General features: G+C 41.5%; 6 protein-coding genes. All 6 read left to right on the forward strand.

All coding sequences use genetic code 11. From position 1 onward, the window contains the following. Positions 1–1,158: 1,158 nt before the first annotated feature. Complete coding sequence (locus ABF638_RS04755; protein ID WP_435020681.1) at positions 1,159–1,995, forward strand: helix-turn-helix domain-containing protein; 837 nt, start codon at positions 1,159–1,161, stop codon at positions 1,993–1,995. Between the two features lie 810 nt (positions 1,996–2,805). Continuing rightward, complete coding sequence (gene asnB / locus ABF638_RS04760; protein WP_435020683.1) at positions 2,806–4,731, forward strand: asparagine synthase (glutamine-hydrolyzing); 1,926 nt, start codon at positions 2,806–2,808, stop codon at positions 4,729–4,731. A 246-nt stretch (positions 4,732–4,977) separates the two neighbouring features. Continuing rightward, a complete protein-coding gene (locus ABF638_RS04765) occupies positions 4,978–5,478 on the forward strand; it encodes a DUF302 domain-containing protein (RefSeq protein ID WP_435020685.1) in 501 nt (166 codons plus the stop codon). A 193-nt stretch (positions 5,479–5,671) separates the two neighbouring features. Then, a complete protein-coding gene (locus ABF638_RS04770) occupies positions 5,672–12,514 on the forward strand; it encodes an SDR family NAD(P)-dependent oxidoreductase (RefSeq protein ID WP_435020687.1) in 6,843 nt (2,280 codons plus the stop codon). Positions 12,515–12,623: 109 nt separating this feature from the next. Further along, positions 12,624–14,396, forward strand: coding sequence for an NAD(P)/FAD-dependent oxidoreductase (locus ABF638_RS04775; RefSeq protein ID WP_435020737.1), 1,773 nt, complete (start codon positions 12,624–12,626; stop codon positions 14,394–14,396). A gap of 249 nt (positions 14,397–14,645) precedes the next feature. Continuing rightward, positions 14,646–16,517 (forward strand): NAD(P)/FAD-dependent oxidoreductase, encoded by a 1,872-nt coding sequence (locus ABF638_RS04780; protein WP_435020689.1) that lies wholly within the window; start codon positions 14,646–14,648, stop codon positions 16,515–16,517. Positions 16,518–16,846: the final 329 nt, after the last annotated feature.

The raw sequence follows: 16,846 nt of genomic DNA on the forward strand, positions 1-16,846 counted from the left end.
TAAATAGTATACGGTAGTTTAAAGACAAAAATGAGTAATGTTTTTAACATAACGCGATTAGTAACACAAAAATTATATTTTACACGCTCATTTTCGGCTATTTTTTAAGCATGAACCTGTCAAAAATGGGATGAGACTAAAAAATTTACATAAATTAATATTTAGTTTAGATTTGTTTATAAAAAACCAACCAAAATTTACTTAATGTTAACCTTTCCTAAATTTACTAAGCCTAAAACTGTCGTATTATTCAATTGCAAAAGTTAAATGAGGAAAAACTTTAATAAATAAATAGATAGAATTGATTCAAAATCGTCCTTTTGAAAGATAATCTAGTCATTATTCACTCTCATAAATTTACTATTAATGCTAAACCTTTTTTTATAGTAATCCTGCTTGAGCTTTGTGCGGTATAACAAGAAGAAAAGCCTTCTATATAAAGCTTGCAGATACATTAACCGTTCTAAATATTTCTAATATAGCCGTATTTGATGAAGTATTTAAAATACATGCAATAAGCACATCAAATTGTCCGACAATCTAATTAAATTATACAGAAAAATACCTATCTATTAAACCAATTGGCAATGCTAAAGCTTTAAGGGAAACACACAAAAACTTTGACGAATAATCAAAATATACATAAATATGATTATAGCAAAGTACAATTTCAATTCTTTAATCGATTTTTTTGGCAAGCTAATATTTTCCTAAACTCGACCGGAGTTGAATTTATTCCGGTTTTATTTATGTTTGGATAATGCTTTAAAAATCGGATTCAAATAGCCAAAATAATTGTTCATTTGAAAGGAATTTATCTATTTTAAAAATAAAATCATCCATCTCTGTATTATTTTTGGTCTACTGATTTTGCGGAAAACTAATGGAGGGAACTGATTAATCATATAGGCATGGCAGATTAAGCCCATAACACTTAACTTTTGCCTGCATCATAACTGCACAAGTGCAATTAGTGATGACATACAACAGAATTCTGAATTCAGAATGGCTACGTCCTGCTGCGCTAACAGGAGTAAAACACGCTTTATACCTGGGTAACAGACGAATCGTTGTGTACCTCACCAACTTGAAATCTGCTGTATAACCCTATGTCAAGCAAAGCCAGCATTACTAATTACAATATTTTCGGAGAAGAGTATGAAAAAAATTCTGGTGATTGAAGATACAGCCTCCACCCGAAACCTTTTTTTAGAAGGCATAAAAGCTAAAGGTTTCTATACTATAGGTGCTGAAAACGGTCTTATTGGTGTCCAGCGGGCAAACGAAGAGTTACCCGATTTGATTGTCAGCGAGATTATGATACCAAAACTCAATGGTTATGGCGTCCTGACCACGTTGCGCCAAAATCCTCTTACAGCAACTATCCCCTTTATTTTTGTCACTGTCAGAATGACACGGACTGATATTCGCAAAGGTATGGAATTGGGAGCAGATGACTATCTTACTAAGCCCTGTACAGTAGAGGAATTATTGAGGGCGATCGCCGTCTGCTTAGAAAAACGAGCCTCCCTCCAACAGCACTACGCTGTACAGCCCCAGATAGTCGCAGAACCAGCAGTACCTGACATAATACAACCCACTGCCTTTGAGCGCATGTTTCCATCCGACCACCAGTTAAATAAGGTCTTCAGCTTCATTGAGGCCAATTATCACCGCCCGATTACCCTGAAGGACGTTGCTGTTGCAGTTGGTTACTGCCCAACTTACTTGACTAACTTGGTGCAAAAGCAAACGGGACAAACTGTGCAAAATTGGATTATTCAACGCCGAATGGTAGCAGCACGTTCCTTGCTCTTAGAAACCGATCAGAAAATTGAGGCGATCGCTACATTGGTAGGCTATCAGTGTATGGTTCATTTCTTCCGCCAGTTTCGCCAACATCACGGTACAACTCCCCAAGCCTGGAGAAAGACTGGTGCAACTAGCTCACTTCAGAACCATGAGCGAAGTAATTGTTATAGGACTCCGATTTGATTTTTGCAAACATACTGAGGCTGAAAAGCCCGTTTTATCAGGGTTTAATTTGAAATATTGTTCATAAATTACACAGGAGTCTTATAGTTCTATCAAAGTATAAGTTATTGTTACCTCGTTTTAAGTCTTATAAACTGGTAGTAAGTTACAGTTCTGCTGATGGGGAAAATGCGTTTTACCTATTCTTAAGTGTGTGGGCATAAATAAATGTAAAGGTGCGATAAGTTGCGTTTCTGGCAACTATATTTTTAGCATTAGCTATTAGCTATTAACATTTCTATTTATCTATGCCCTCTTAGTGAGCATTACGTTTGTTAGCAATATTTTGCTCTCAAGCTATATGAAAATCGTCAATACAAAGACGTACTAAATCACGTTAAAAGATTACTAATCCAATTTCTACTCATTCTCAAATCATGCGAAACTATTAAAATCGGTAAAATCTATACAGGGCAGGTTTTTCCAGACCATGTTTCCTAAAATTACACGTGAGTAGATCGGCGTAAAAATTTGTTTTTGGGATAAGGAATGAGGCAGGAGTGAAGAAAGTTTTAGTCTAGTTTATTTTTCTTCACATAGTTTGCTTTTATTGTGCAAATTTACTTATCTCGGTTCGATACCGTAAACACAATAACTCTAGATTCAGTCATAGCCATAAAATTTCACAAAAACTAAAGCTTTTACCAGAGCCTTGCAAAACCATCGTTTTAACACCCGATGTTTTTGTGAATATGTAATTTCATCAGCTAATAGTGTTTTGACACCAAAACATTAAAAATATCTCAAAACTTTTCAAAGGAGAACCAGCAAATGTGTGGCATTGTGGCATTATTCTCAAGACAAGAACCAATTTCCGAGACTTCTTTGAAGCGGGGAATCGATAGCCTGCATCATAGAGGGCCCGATGCACAGAAAATTTGGATTTCTGATAATGGCAGAGTTGGCTTAGGACATAAAAGACTTAGTATTATTGACCTTACTAGTGGAGACCAACCAATTAGCAATCAAGATGACACACTGCATATTATTGCTAATGGAGAGTTTTATGATTTTGAGCGGATACAGCAGGACTTGAAGCAAAAAGGATATAACCTGCGAACACACTCCGACAGCGAAATTGCTATTCATTTATATAACGAGTTTGGGACTCAATGTCTGCATCATTTACGGGGTGAGTTTGCTTTTGTAATCTGGGATGAGCGCAATCAAACACTCTTTGCCGCTCGCGATCGCTTTGGCATCAAGCCTCTTTACTACACCATGCATGGTGATACACTCTACTTGGCTTCAGAAGTCAAAGCTTTGCTTGCTGCCGGTGTTCCGGCTAACTGGGATCATGAATTTTGGTTTCGAGCCGATCTCGGACTCTTTAGCCCAGACCGGACTTTCTTCAAGAACATATATCAAGTACCACCTGGACATTTTTTACTCGCGTCCGATACCAATATCCAACTGCATCGTTACTGGGATTTTGATTACCCCATCACTGGGGATGCACAACCCCAACAAAGCGTAGAAGATTACATTGAACAAGTTCGCCATAGCTTAAACGAGTCTGTAAAACTGCGTTTAAGAGCAGATGTACCTGTAGGTTGTCACTTGAGTGGAGGAATTGATTCATCTGCGGTGTTAGGAATTGCAGCTACTCATACAACAGAACCAATTACAGCATTTACCCTCGCCTTCGATCACGAAGACTACAACGAAGAAGCTTTCGCTCGTGAAGCAGTAGCAAAAGCTGGAGCAAACCATCAAATTATTCCCATTACTCAATCTGACTTAGCTGAACATTTTGCAGATGCTATTTGGCACTGTGAAATGGTCTGTATCAATGCTGGTGCTGCTGCTAAGTACCTTTTGAGCCGATCAGTACAGAATGCAGGTTACAAAGTTGTCCTCACAGGTGAAGGCGCTGACGAAATCTTTGGAGGCTATGTGCATTCGCTGATGGACATGTTGCGTTACAACACCAAGGGTCAAGATGAGCAGACTATCAAGCATATCTTAGAAGAATTAAAGCGTAACAACCAAGTCTCTGCCGCAGCAGGTTTCTTACCTGAAGAAATATCTAAACCTTTAGCTAATGTCGAACGCCTTTTAGGCTTTGTACCCACCTGGATTGAAGCTAATGCCAAAGGATATGCTAAATCCCTTTCTCTATACTCGCCCGCATTTATGGCTCACTTTGGCCAGCAAGATGCATATCGCATGTTCTTCAATGAAATTGATGTACAAGGACAACTTGCAAAGCGAGAGCCTGTTCATCAATCTCTTTATTTGTGGTCTAAAACTGTTCTACCCTACCTATTTAGAATTTTGGGAGATGGCGCAGAGATGGCCCATTCTACCGAAGGGAGACTGCCATTTTTAGATCATTTAGTTGTGGAAGCAGTCCGTAATATTCCTGTTTCATTCAAGATTCGCGGCATGAATGTCAAGTATATATTGCGAGAAGCAGTCAAACCTTACCTTCCAGATATGGTCTATAACCGCAAAAAGCATCCATTTTTTGCACCGCCTTCTACATTGAAGCAGAGTGAACCTCTACACCAACTCATTCAAGACACCCTACGTAGTTCAGCATTCGCTTCTGTTCCCTTTTATGACCAACCAGCAGTAGTTCAATTCCTTGACCAAATACCAGAGATGAATGAACACCAACTTGCTTCTATAGATCCCACATTGATGAAGATGCTCAGTACTTGTATTCTCCAAGAGCGGTTTAGCCTCACATAAAGTATTGTTTGAGGCTGTGATAAACAAAAAATATCAGGTTTTTTGCATAATCGATCTTAGAGAGGCTGAAAACTAATATAGGAGGATGTTTTAAGATTAGGTCTGTTGTCTAAAACCTTACTACGCTAATCGCTTCATCATAAAGCTACCAGTACCTTTTATACAAATGAATAAAGTACTGGTAATCTGACCTGGGAACTGTAGGAATTGATTGCACATTTATAGAGTAGAGAAAGAGAAAGAGTCATGGAAACCGTAATAGAAACTGTCAATTTCACAGCAACTCGTGTAATTGTTACTTCCGAAAAGTCCTTTGAAGAAGTAACCAATAAGATCGAAACCATTAATGGTAAAAGTGACAGCACAGTTTTTCAGCAAATGATTGGTGCCAAGCAATCGTTTGAACAAATCAAAAGTGGAATTGAATCGATGATTGGTCAAAGTGGTTTTATGATATTTTCACAAGTTGAACATGGCAAACTCATGTCTCTTGCCGGCAAAAACAAAAAGGCCAAGCTCTACATAATTGGTAATCCATTAATAGCTAACCAAATGTTTGAACAAAATCCTGCCGTTGGTCTTTATGTCCCATTAAGACTATTTGTCTACGATGACTACAATGGCAAGACCCATGTTGCTTACGACCAACCATCATCGCTGCTTGGGCAATTCCCCAACGAAAAGATTTCAACAATTATGCAAATGCTCGATCAAAAGTTTGAAGAAATGGTCAGGATAGCTACTTAGTAAGTATTGTGTAACCATCCTAAACTGCGATCAACGCATGAAAAAGTAACTACAGAGTTGGGAGTAGGGAAGACAAGATTTCTACTTTCTGCTTCCAAGTCAATAGCATTAACTTGACAATCAAATTTGAGCATCAGAATCAAATTTTTCTTAATTTATTCAATTTTGTGTTTGAAGCAAAGTTATTAAAGATATGTACATAGAAGGATCTCAACCTAGAATTGCGGTTATTGGTATGGGGTGTTGGTATCCTGGTGCAAGGGATTTACGACAGCTTTGGGAAAACATACTTTCGCGACGACGACAATTTAGGGAATCCCCAGATCGGCGGCTACCACTTGCAGATTATTACGATCCAGACCCGACGGTTCCAGACAAGACCTACGGTAAACGTATGGCTGTGATTGAGGGTTTTGAGTTCGATTGGGCAAGTAAACGCATTCCTAAAACTGTAGTAGAGACAGCAGATATCGCTCACTGGGTGGCATTAGAAGTAGCGATCGCAGCTTTAGAGGATTCAGGTTATACACGAGCAAATATTCCGGGCGAACGTACAGGTGTAATCCTCGGTAATTCCTTAACAGGAGAACAAACACGCTCTAACAACATGCGACTACGCTGGCCATTTATCCAACGGGTAATACATGCAGCGGCAAAGGCGAAAGGTTTACCATTGCAAGTCATAGATGAACTGGCAATAGCAATGGAAGAATACTACAAGTCAGTATTCTCACCATTTACCGAAGACACATTATCCGGCAACCTTTCTAATACTATTGCTGGGAGAATTTGTAACTTTTTTAACTTTCATGGCGGTGGTTATACAGTAGATGGAGCTTGTTCTTCGTCCCTAATTGCGGTTGCCACTGCTGCTAACGCTTTAAGCAACGGCGACCTTGATTTGGCTCTGGCTGGTGGTGTAGATATTAGTCTAGACACCTTTGAACTAGTAGGATTTGCCAAAACAGGTGCCCTGACTAGCAAAGATATGACCGTTTACGATAAAAAAGCCAGTGGCTTTATCCCTGGAGAAGGGGCTGGCTTCGTCGTTTTGAAGCGCTTAGAAGATGCTCGTGCTGACAATAATTATATCTATGCAGTGTTGAATGGATGGGGAATATCATCTGATGGCAAAGGAGGTCTAACAGCTCCAAGTCGGGAAGGACAAGCTAAAGCACTAAGCCGGGCTTATAACCGAGCCGGTTACAGCTTAAGTAACGTTGATTTTATAGAAGGTCATGGTACAGGAACACCAGTAGGCGATCGCGTCGAACTAGAAGGTATTGCCCTAGCTATGGGTGCAAACAGTGAAACACCTTCCCGTTCTTGTGGTATTACCTCTTTCAAATCCCTAGTTGGGCATACCAAAGCCGCAGCAGGCATTGGAGGGTTCATCAAAGCTGTTATGGCTGTTAACCGCCGAGTAATACCGCCATTAGCTGGCTGCAATGAGCCAAACGAAGTATTTGACAAAGCTGCCCACTGTCTTTACCCGGTGCTTCAAGGAGAAGTTCGCCAGACAACAGACACACTCCGGGCTGGAGTCTCTGCAATGGGATTTGGCGGCATCAATTGCCACGTCACTTTAGAATCTGGCGATGCTCCTGCTACTCAACTTGAACCATTAATTGATGAGCAGGCTTTGTTAGTTTCTGCTCAAGAAACAGAGATTTTTGTCTTGAGTGCAGCATCAATCCCAGCTTTGTTACAAAGCATAGATGCATTACTCCCGAAAGTACAAGGATTGAGTTTAAGTGAACTAATTGATCTAGCTGCACATCTTGCTCAAAAACTAAACCAAGAACTACCAGTACGAGCAGCACTCATCGCCCGTTTACCTGAAGAGTTGGTTGAACGTCTAAGTTTCTTACAAGAATTATTGAACGCTAAACCATTGGCTCAGGGAGAAATAATCCTTAACCCGCAGCAAGGAATTTGGATTGGCAATCAAGTCCAACAAAGCCGCATCGGTTTTCTCTTCCCCGGTCAAGGTTCTCAAAAGTTGAATATGGCCCGTACCCTCGTACAACGCTTTAGCTGGGCCAAAAAACTAGTAAATCAAGCTGACAAATGGCTGCAAGAAATTGGTGCCCCAAGTATTAGTGAGTCGATCTATAAATCTATAGATCGTGCTATCAATCAAGAGCAGTTTGAAGAATGGTCTCAGAAAATTGCCCAAACTGAAATCGCTCAACCAGCCATCTGCCTAGCTTCTCTCCTGTGGATGCACTACCTCCAACATCTAGGATTAAAGCCGATCGCCGCAGGTGGTCATAGCCTGGGGGAACTAACTGCTTTTCATGCAGCAGGTGCCTTTGACGAGCAAACTTTGATCTGTTTAGCTGCTGTTCGCGGACGTGCCATGTCTGCTTCTGGCCAAGGCATAGGGGGAAGCATGGTAAGTATTGCTTGCTCCCGTGACAAAGCCGAGGAATTGTTAAAACAAGTTAATGGCTATGCCGTTATTGCAAATATCAATAGTCCCACACAGATCGTCATATCTGGTGAGCGCTTGAGCATTGAACAAGTAATTGAACTGGCCGCTGCTCAAGAAATCAAGACATACAAGCTGCCAGTTTCTAATGCTTTTCACTCTCAACTTGTCTTGGAAGCTGCCGAATATCTACACAACTATGAACTAGTTCCAGATACACTCCCGAAGACCACTATAGACCTTGTTTCATCTGTAGATGGCAAACAGCCGCCAACAGGATTGCAATTGCGCGACCACTTTGCCCATCAAGTACTAGCGCAAGTGGACTTTGTATCGCTGGTGAAAACTCTAGAGCAGACATGCGACCTGCTAATAGAAGTTGGCCCAGGAAAAGTACTCTCTGGATTGGTAAGTGACATCAACGGGTTGCAAGGGCTGCAATGTCTGCCTGTGGAAGCCAAACCTGGATTTGACCAGTCGTTGAACATGATGTTAGCTAACGTATTTGCTCGTGGTCATGACATCAACTGGGAAGCACTTTACGAAGGTCGGCTTATACGTCCTTTTGTACCAGCCTCAGAACGCATCTTCATCGACAATCCTGTAGAACGACCATTTCATGTATCTGCAACGCACTCATCGCCATCCTTGGAAATTACTTCTGAAAGCTTGCTGAATTATTCAGTGTTTGACAAACACAACTATATTTCACCAGAGGTGCTGCAAGATTATTTAGCTCGACGCGGTAAGTTTATTGCTGAAGTTATCCGAGCCGATCTGCAAATACCTTTAGTTGCAACTCCTCAAAATGCTGCCAGAACAACTCGCACAGTTAATGGTAATGGCTTTCATACTGCTATTTCTACCTTACTGAAGCCTGGGGAAACCAATGGCATTGTGGCAAATGGTAATCAGAGTGTTGAGTTTTTATTGGCAGACTTGATTGTTCAACAAACAGGATATGTCAAAGAAAGTATCACAGCAGAATTGCGATTACTTGACGATCTCAACCTGGATTCCATCAAAGCCGGTGAAATTGTCGCAGAAGCCGCCAAGCTATATGGTGTCGCCGGGAAAATTGACCCACCTGCTTTAGCTAATGCCACTATTCAAGAGATTGCTGAAACGATTCGCAGTTTTATGTCAAGCGATCGCAGTCCGAATGGTAATCAAGCAGCTTCTTTAGTATCGACGATGGGTACAACCGATGCGATCGCCTCTTCACTGACCGACCTGATTATCCAACAAACAGGGTATGTCAGAGAAAGTATCACAGCAGAATTGCGATTACTCGACGATCTCAACCTTGACTCCATCAAAGCCGGTGAAGTTGTCGCAGAAACCGCCAAGCTATTTGGTGCTGCTGGGAAAATTGACCCGCCTTCTCTAGCCAATGCCACGATTCAAGAGATTGCTGAAACAATTCATAATTTCATCCCAAATAATAACGGGAATGGAATTAAAATCTCAGAACCGATCTCAAGAGTTACTTTAAAGCAAGATTTCAAAAATCAAAACAACGGCAAAACACCAGCAGGCGGGCCAGAATTAACACGTAAGCAACTGGTGCGTGATTACATCATCAAAAATATTCCAGAGGAACTTCCCTCAGTTGCTTTAGGCAGACAGATGCCAGAAAACTGGCAGACTGCGAATGTGCTGATTCTTTACGAATTCAGTAATGTAGATAAAATAGCAGTCTTGTGCGATCGGCTTCGCACTCAAGGCGCTCAAGTTCAAAGTGTAACCTTTGCAGAAGTCAGCCCTCAGACACTAACTAACAACGTCGATGTAACTCACTTCATTGCAGTATTGCCTTGTACGCCCAACACCCAATTGTCGTCAGAAGCCCGTTTGATTGGCATGATTGAACGGTTACGCAGTGTCGCCACTCCACCTCTAGCATCCCGTGATCATACAACAGTTGCTTATGTCCAATTTAGTGGGGGACATTTCGGAGCGCAACTACCACTAGCAGATATTGAACAATGCTGTACAGTTGGCTTTGCAGCGAGTTTGCATCTAGAACGAATCGATCTCAAAGTTCGGGTAGTTGATTTCTCCCCCACGGTAGATCCCAGCAGTCTGGCAGAATGTGTCTTCAGAGAACTCTCTACTCCCCATATTTATACAACTGTAAGTTACGATGCCGATCTCAAGCGCTACGTTCCTCGGCCTCAGGTGCAGCAACCTGTGGATTATCTAGACCGCCAAATTACCTGGTCATCTGAGGATGTCATCCTCGTCACGGGTGGAGCAAAAGGCATTACTGCCGAGTGTGCCCTGGCTCTAGCTAAAGACACAGGTATCCGTGTGGCACTTGTAGGACGTTCACCTCATCCTGATGACAACATTCAACAAAGTAGTAGTTCTGATATTACCCGTACTCTTGGGCGCTTTTATGCTGAAGGACTAACTTGCCACTACTATGCATGTGACGTTGCTGACTACCAGGCAGTAGTAAATCTCTTGCAAAAAGTCAGACAAGAGCTAGGTGAGATATCAGGAGTAATTCATGGAGCTGCCCTCAATAAGCCAAGACTGATTGAGCAAGTTTCTACAGAAGCAGCATTTGATGAAATCAGTCCTAAACTTCTCGGTTTGATTAATCTATACAAAGCACTGGAAGCTACACCACTGAAGCTTTTCGCCGGTTTTTCCTCGGTCATCGGCTTTACAGGGATGCAACGCAATGCTTGGTATGGCTTCTCTAATGAAACTTTGGATCTGATTTTACGCCGTTTTAAAGCTCAACACCCTCAAACCGCCGTGATTTCAATGGCATATAGTGTGTGGGAAGAGGTAGGAATGGGAGCGCGGATGGGCAGCGTTCGGAGCCTGAACAAAATGGGTATTAGTGCCATTCCCAAAGATGCAGGCGTTAGTCGATTCTTGCATCTAATCAAAAATGAACCCGCAGATTTGCGAGTTGCGATCGCAGCACCTATGCAAACCTTAGCTGCTTTTGAATCGAGTGGTTTTGATACCTGGTATCCAGGATTGTTCTCACCTCCTGATTCGTCGAAGTTTTTAGAGAAGATTCTGATTTATCAACCGAGTGTAGAGGTTGTTCAGAGAGCGCACCTCAGTCTTGAGCGGGATTCATACTTACAGGATCACCTCTATAAAGGTTCATATCTGTTCCCGACTGTATTCGGTTTGGAGGCTATGGCTCAAGCAGTTGCCTATGTCACTGGCAAAGATTCCTTACCAACTGTGCAGATAAAAGATATTCGTTTGGAACGTCCGATTGTTGTAGCTCCTGACAAAGGAGTGGACATCGAAATTCATGCAGAGGTACTTGAACGAGAACTAAAAAATGATCCACAGCAAGTTTATGTAACTATCAAAACCGAACAGACAGGATTTGCCATCAGCCATTTTTCAGCCACATTTTTATTAGGTGTTGAAAGTAATCCATCTGTAGAACAGGTTGAACTTCCAGAAGTACCTCTAGATATTGAGCCAAAAGCGGATCTTTATAGTTGGTTACTTTTCCAAGGCCCCAAGTTTCAGCGTTTACAACAGATTTATAGCCTGAATTCCCACAGGTGTGTATTCAAAACCCACAGAAACTTGTATTCTGCTCAGGAGCAAGAACAATCTTTAGATAGAGCGCAAGGGCCTTTCTTGCTTGGAGATCCTTATTGCAGAGACTCATTGCTGCAAGCTGGACAACTAGTAATTCCGCAGGATCTTTGTTTGCCCATCCGCATCGAAAGTCTTGAAATCGATCAATCAGATCGAGATGGAACTGGTTCATATATTGGTGTTACCACACCCCAAGGGCGAGAAGGTCAACAGTATCACAGTAATGTTTTTCTTTTAGCTGCCGATGGGCGTGTTATGGAAAGACTCAATAGCTATCAATTGCGAATACTAGAACACCGTGAAGAGAATCCCACTGCTGAAGATTTGGCCGATCCTAGCCAGAGGGATGAACAGATTATTTACAGAGAATTGAGCAATCGATCGCCTTTATTCAAAGTCGTTGCACCAGAGATATCATTGGCTTATCTTCCTGGTATCCATGCGCTATTACCCACAGAACGTCATCAACTGGAACTACCTCTATTCCATAGAGCGATCGCTCAACTGCTGAACAATAATGCTAATCTCATATCCAAAGTACGGATTCAGTGGACGGAATCTGGTAAACCAGTAGTTGTAGGACTCGCAGAAGAAAAAATCGAAGTATCGCTTTCCCATGACGAACGTGTTTGTTTCTGTGTTGCCGGTCGAGGAGTCCAGGGTTGTGATATTGAACCGATAACTCATCGCAGTGTAGAAGATTGGGTTGCCTTACTAAATTCTTCTCGATACCCATTAATCCAACAGCTAGAAAGCAAAGACTCGGTAGATCGGGCTGGTACGCGAATTTGGACAGCCATAGAAGCCTTACGTAAGGCGACTAAAGCAAAAGACATTAACCTAGCGATCGAACGCATAGAAGGGGATAGCATTTTATTCAGTGATGTGGCTCTTAACAGTCAACTTAAAGTTCTCACTTTTCCCATTCAACTGACACGCAGCCCTGAAAGAATAATTGCCCTAGTTGTTGTCCCATTCCGCTCTTTAAATTGGATTGCTGGCTCAATTTAACTAACTTTAATCAATCAAAAATCTGCTCATCTCGCAAAACTTTTAGTCATCGAAATAGGAAATGTCAGTGAACAACACAACTCAGTCTCAAGCTTACGATGTCGTCATTATGGGTGCTGGGATCGCTGGAGTATGTCAAGCTCGTCACTTGCTGCTGAATATTCCCAACATCAAAATCGCCTTAATTGACCCACGTCCTGAAGAACGGACTGAAAAAGATTTAAAAATTGGTGAGTCAACTGTCGAAGTTTCTACTCTCTTTTTCGGCAAAGAGTTAGGTCTTTATGATTACTTAATTGAGAATCATCCACCGAAATTTGGACTAAACTATCATTGGCCCAAAGACCCAAAAAATACACAGACCATCGATGACTACTATCATGTCTGGTCTATTAAACAACCCCCGCTAGCTTCCGTTCTCATGAACCGCGCCAAGTTCGAGCGGGATGTCTTGAAAATGAATAAAGAGATGGGAGTTGACTTTTACAATGGTCGTGTAGTCAACGTTGATTTAGGCTCTGGTGATATCCCAAACAATGTTAAAGTGAAAATAGGTAATGACTACCTAGAACTTACAACCAAGCATCTTATTGATGCAGCAGGACGCAAATTTATCATTGGTCAGAAAACAGATAATCTACTCTTTGGCCCTGAGAAACTGGCTGGTCTTAACAATGGTTCTGCATGGGTACGGGTTAAAAATGTCGATCGCACCATTTTTCACAGTGGTTACGATCCTACAGGTGCTACATGTAGCCATTACTATGCCACTAATCACATGATGGGTCATGGCCATTGGATCTGGGTCATTCCTACAGATACTCAGACTATGGAATTGTCAGTAGGGGTATCTCATCATCATGAAGTCATCCCAGCGCAGAGCGTTAACACCAAAGAAAAGTTTTATGCTTTTTTAGAATCAAATCACAACATTCTTTACCAACTAGTCAAGAGTGGAGAAGATATTGACTTTCATTACTTACCAAGGGTGGCACACAAGAGTAAAACTCTGTTTTCTCCAGACAATTGGTATGTAATTGGTGATGCAGCTGCCATCTTCGATCCTTTCTATTCTTTAGGAATGGTAATGATGACATTTCAAATGGAAAGTGTCACAGAAATTATCCGAGCCAAATTAGCAGGTGAACCGGATGCAGAGAAGAAGCGGGCTGTTTATAATGCATACAATCTTGGGTATGTAGAATCTTGCAATCATCTTCTCCACGACCACGCCAAACAACTTGGTCATGCTAGCATCATGAGCTGGCGCGTCTATCTAGAAAACATGTGGTGGTTTGGGATGATTGTGCCTTTGTATGTTGGCAAATGGCATTTAGATTTGAAATTTCTCCGCAGATTTAGCCAACAAAGTCGTCAAGTGATCAGAACACTGATGTCTCATGTGTATGAACAATTCAATGAACTGATAGAAAAAGATGCTAATATTGGCATGATGTATGTTCACCGAGGGCAGCAATTACCCTTCGGTTACTACATGACCCAAGAATTTGATAGCTATTTGCAAAACACAAAATACGAACCTCAAAGATGCAATGTTTTTGCATACATGAAAAACATTTACTTCTTTGTTGCTCTTTGGTATCTCAAATTCCTGTGGAAAGGTTTTGGACTAAAAGGTGTGTTGTCACCAGTTAATCTAAAATATGTTTTTGCTTTACTCAATGCATCTGCTCAATCTAGTTGGGATGATCTAATTTACCGACGCAAGACCAAAGGTATGGCAGCTAATAGTGAAATTGCTAGGGTGACAGAAGAGTTCAAGAGTTATAGACATCAACCTGAATTGGAGCCTTGGCTCAAGAGTAAGAGTGCTGAATCTCAAAAATTTCCAGAGCAAGAGCTAGTCACATCTGAGTTATAGCAATCCTATCTAGTAGTCCTTAATTTTCTCAGCACTAAAGTGCTTACTACAAACTGTTCATTACTAGATTGTATTTAAAAGTAGACGTTTTGCGGCTACTTTTAAGAGTTATCTAAAAGAGTCGCCTGCTTCTGCTCATAAAGAAGTCAACAGAGGGCACAAAGGAAAGAAGTAACTCAAAATTCCTGAAGTTTCCGACGAAATTTTTCAAATTCATCAAATTTTCTAGTTAGCGAAAAGGAAAATGCAATGAACAACACTCAGTGCCAAACCTATGATTATGATGTAGTCATTATGGGTGCTGGATTGGCGGGAGTATGTCAAGCTCGCCACCTACTACTTAATGTTCCTAATATCAAAATTGCTTTGGTCGATCCTCGTCCTGAAGAACGGACAGAAAAGGATTTGAAAGTGGGTGAGTCAGCGGTTGAAATCTCTACTCTGATGATCTGCAAGGAGTTGGGTCTTTATGACTACATGGTTGAGCATCATCCGCCAAAATTTGGTTTAAACTTTCATTGGCCTAAGCATCCAGAAAGTACAGAAAACATTAATGACTATCATCATCTCTGGGCTGTTCGGCAACCACCATTGGCTTCTGTTTTGATTCATCGCCCCAAATTTGAGCGGGATGTGCTGAGGATGAATCAGCAGATGGGTGCTGTCTTTTATCAAGGTCGTGTTGTTGATGTTGACTTAACGTCTGGGGATGGTCTAAACGTGGTGAAAGTCAAACTCGATCGTCAGTATCTCGAACTTACAGCTAAACATATTATTGATGCAGCAGGACGCAAGTTTATCATCGGTCGCAAGACAGATAATGTGTTGTTTGGCCCTGAAAACCTCCGTGGTGTTAACAATGGTTCAGCATGGATGCGCGTTAAAAATGTCGATCGCACTATCTTTCACAGTGGTTACGATCCTTTAGTTTCAACTTGTAGCCACTACTATGCTACTAATCACTGGATGGGACACGGACATTGGGTTTGGATGATTCCCACAGATACCCAAAATATGGAGTTGTCAATCGGATTAGTCCACCATCACGACTATATTCAGGCCCAGACTGTCAACACTAAAGAAAAGTTTTATGCTTTTCTAGAAGCAAACCATAACATTATGTATCGACTGCTCAAGAGCGGAGAGGAAATTGATTTCCATTACTGGCCCAAGCTAGCGCACAAGAGCAAGACCATACTCTCAAAAGATAACTGGTATGTAATTGGTGATGCAGCAGCTATCTTCGATCCCTTCTACTCGATGGGAATGACGATGATGTCCTTTGAAATAGATACCATTACAGAAGTGATTCGTGCCAAGTTAGCAGGTGAGCCAGATGCAGAGAAGAAGCGGGCAGTTTACAATGGCTTTAATTTAGGGATGATCGATCGCAACAATCTTCTTGTCAGCCATCATCCTAAGCATCTTGGTAACGCTAGCATCATGAGTCATCGCATGTTCATAGAAAACATGTGGTGGTTTGGGATGATGATTCCTTTGTATGTCGGTAAGTGGCATTTAGATTTGAAATTCCTGGCAAAAATTAAGCAACCAGGTCGTGTATATATTACCGAAATATTAACTGCTGTCTACAAACAGTTAACAGAGTTGGCAGAGAAGAACGCCAACATCGGGTTTATGTACACCCATCGAGCAGATGAATTGCCTTTTAATTACATAATGAGCCGGGATTTTGACGAATATATCCACCTCACCAAGTACGAACCCCAACGAACTAATGTTTTTGTATCTATGCAATACACTCACTTTTTCGTTGCTATTTGGTACCTTAAGTTCCTATGGAAGGGTTTTGGACTAAAAGGTTTGTTAGCACCACAAAATCTTAAGCATATTTTCGCTTTACTAAAAGCATCTGCTCTAGCTGGTTGGGATAACTGGATTTTCAAATTTAAAACCAAAGGTGTGCCAGACAACAGTATCACTGCAAAAGCTAGAGAAGATTTCAAGAGTTACCAACACCAACCCGACTTACAGCCCTGGATTAGTTTGGCTAATGAAAAGACGTTACCAAATGGGACTCATGAACTCCCAAGCTTAAAGGACGAAAATATACTCAAGGTTCCAGAATTAGTCACGTTGCCAGCGGAAATCAAGTCTTAATTTTAGCTGGAGATTAAAGAAGAATTCAGAAGTCAGAATTCAGGAGCGGAGCCGGAGCCTCCGGTCAGAATCAAGACGCGACGCTCGCAGACTCGCTACCGCTCCGCTATCGTTCGCGTAGCGTCTCCGACAGGAGAAGACTCGCTAACACTGTGCTATCGCAGACCCGCTAACGCTGCGCTATCCGCCAGTCATACACAATTCATTCTGAATTCTGACTCCTGACTCCTGAATTCTGTTTGATAACAACAAATATGAAAATGGCAGTTGAATTTTAAGACTTGTATATTTAGTTACTGCCATTCTTTCTTTCAATTACTGCATAACTA

It is taken from the genome of Nostoc sp. CALU 1950, from assembly GCF_051172895.1.
GTDB lineage: Bacteria > Cyanobacteriota > Cyanobacteriia > Cyanobacteriales > Nostocaceae > Nostoc > Nostoc edaphicum_A.

Bases quoted from the DNA above. Each gene is read 5' to 3' on its own strand.
- ABF638_RS04775 (WP_435020737.1), top strand. From the start codon at position 12,624: ATGGGTGCTGGGATCGCTGGAGTATGTCAAGCTCGTCACTTGCTGCTG.
- ABF638_RS04755 (WP_435020681.1), top strand. From the start codon at position 1,159: ATGAAAAAAATTCTGGTGATTGAAGATACAGCCTCCACCCGAAACCTT.
- ABF638_RS04765 (WP_435020685.1), top strand. From the start codon at position 4,978: ATGGAAACCGTAATAGAAACTGTCAATTTCACAGCAACTCGTGTAATT.
- ABF638_RS04770 (WP_435020687.1), top strand. From the start codon at position 5,672: ATGTACATAGAAGGATCTCAACCTAGAATTGCGGTTATTGGTATGGGG.
- asnB (WP_435020683.1), top strand. From the start codon at position 2,806: ATGTGTGGCATTGTGGCATTATTCTCAAGACAAGAACCAATTTCCGAG.
- ABF638_RS04780 (WP_435020689.1), top strand. From the start codon at position 14,646: ATGAACAACACTCAGTGCCAAACCTATGATTATGATGTAGTCATTATG.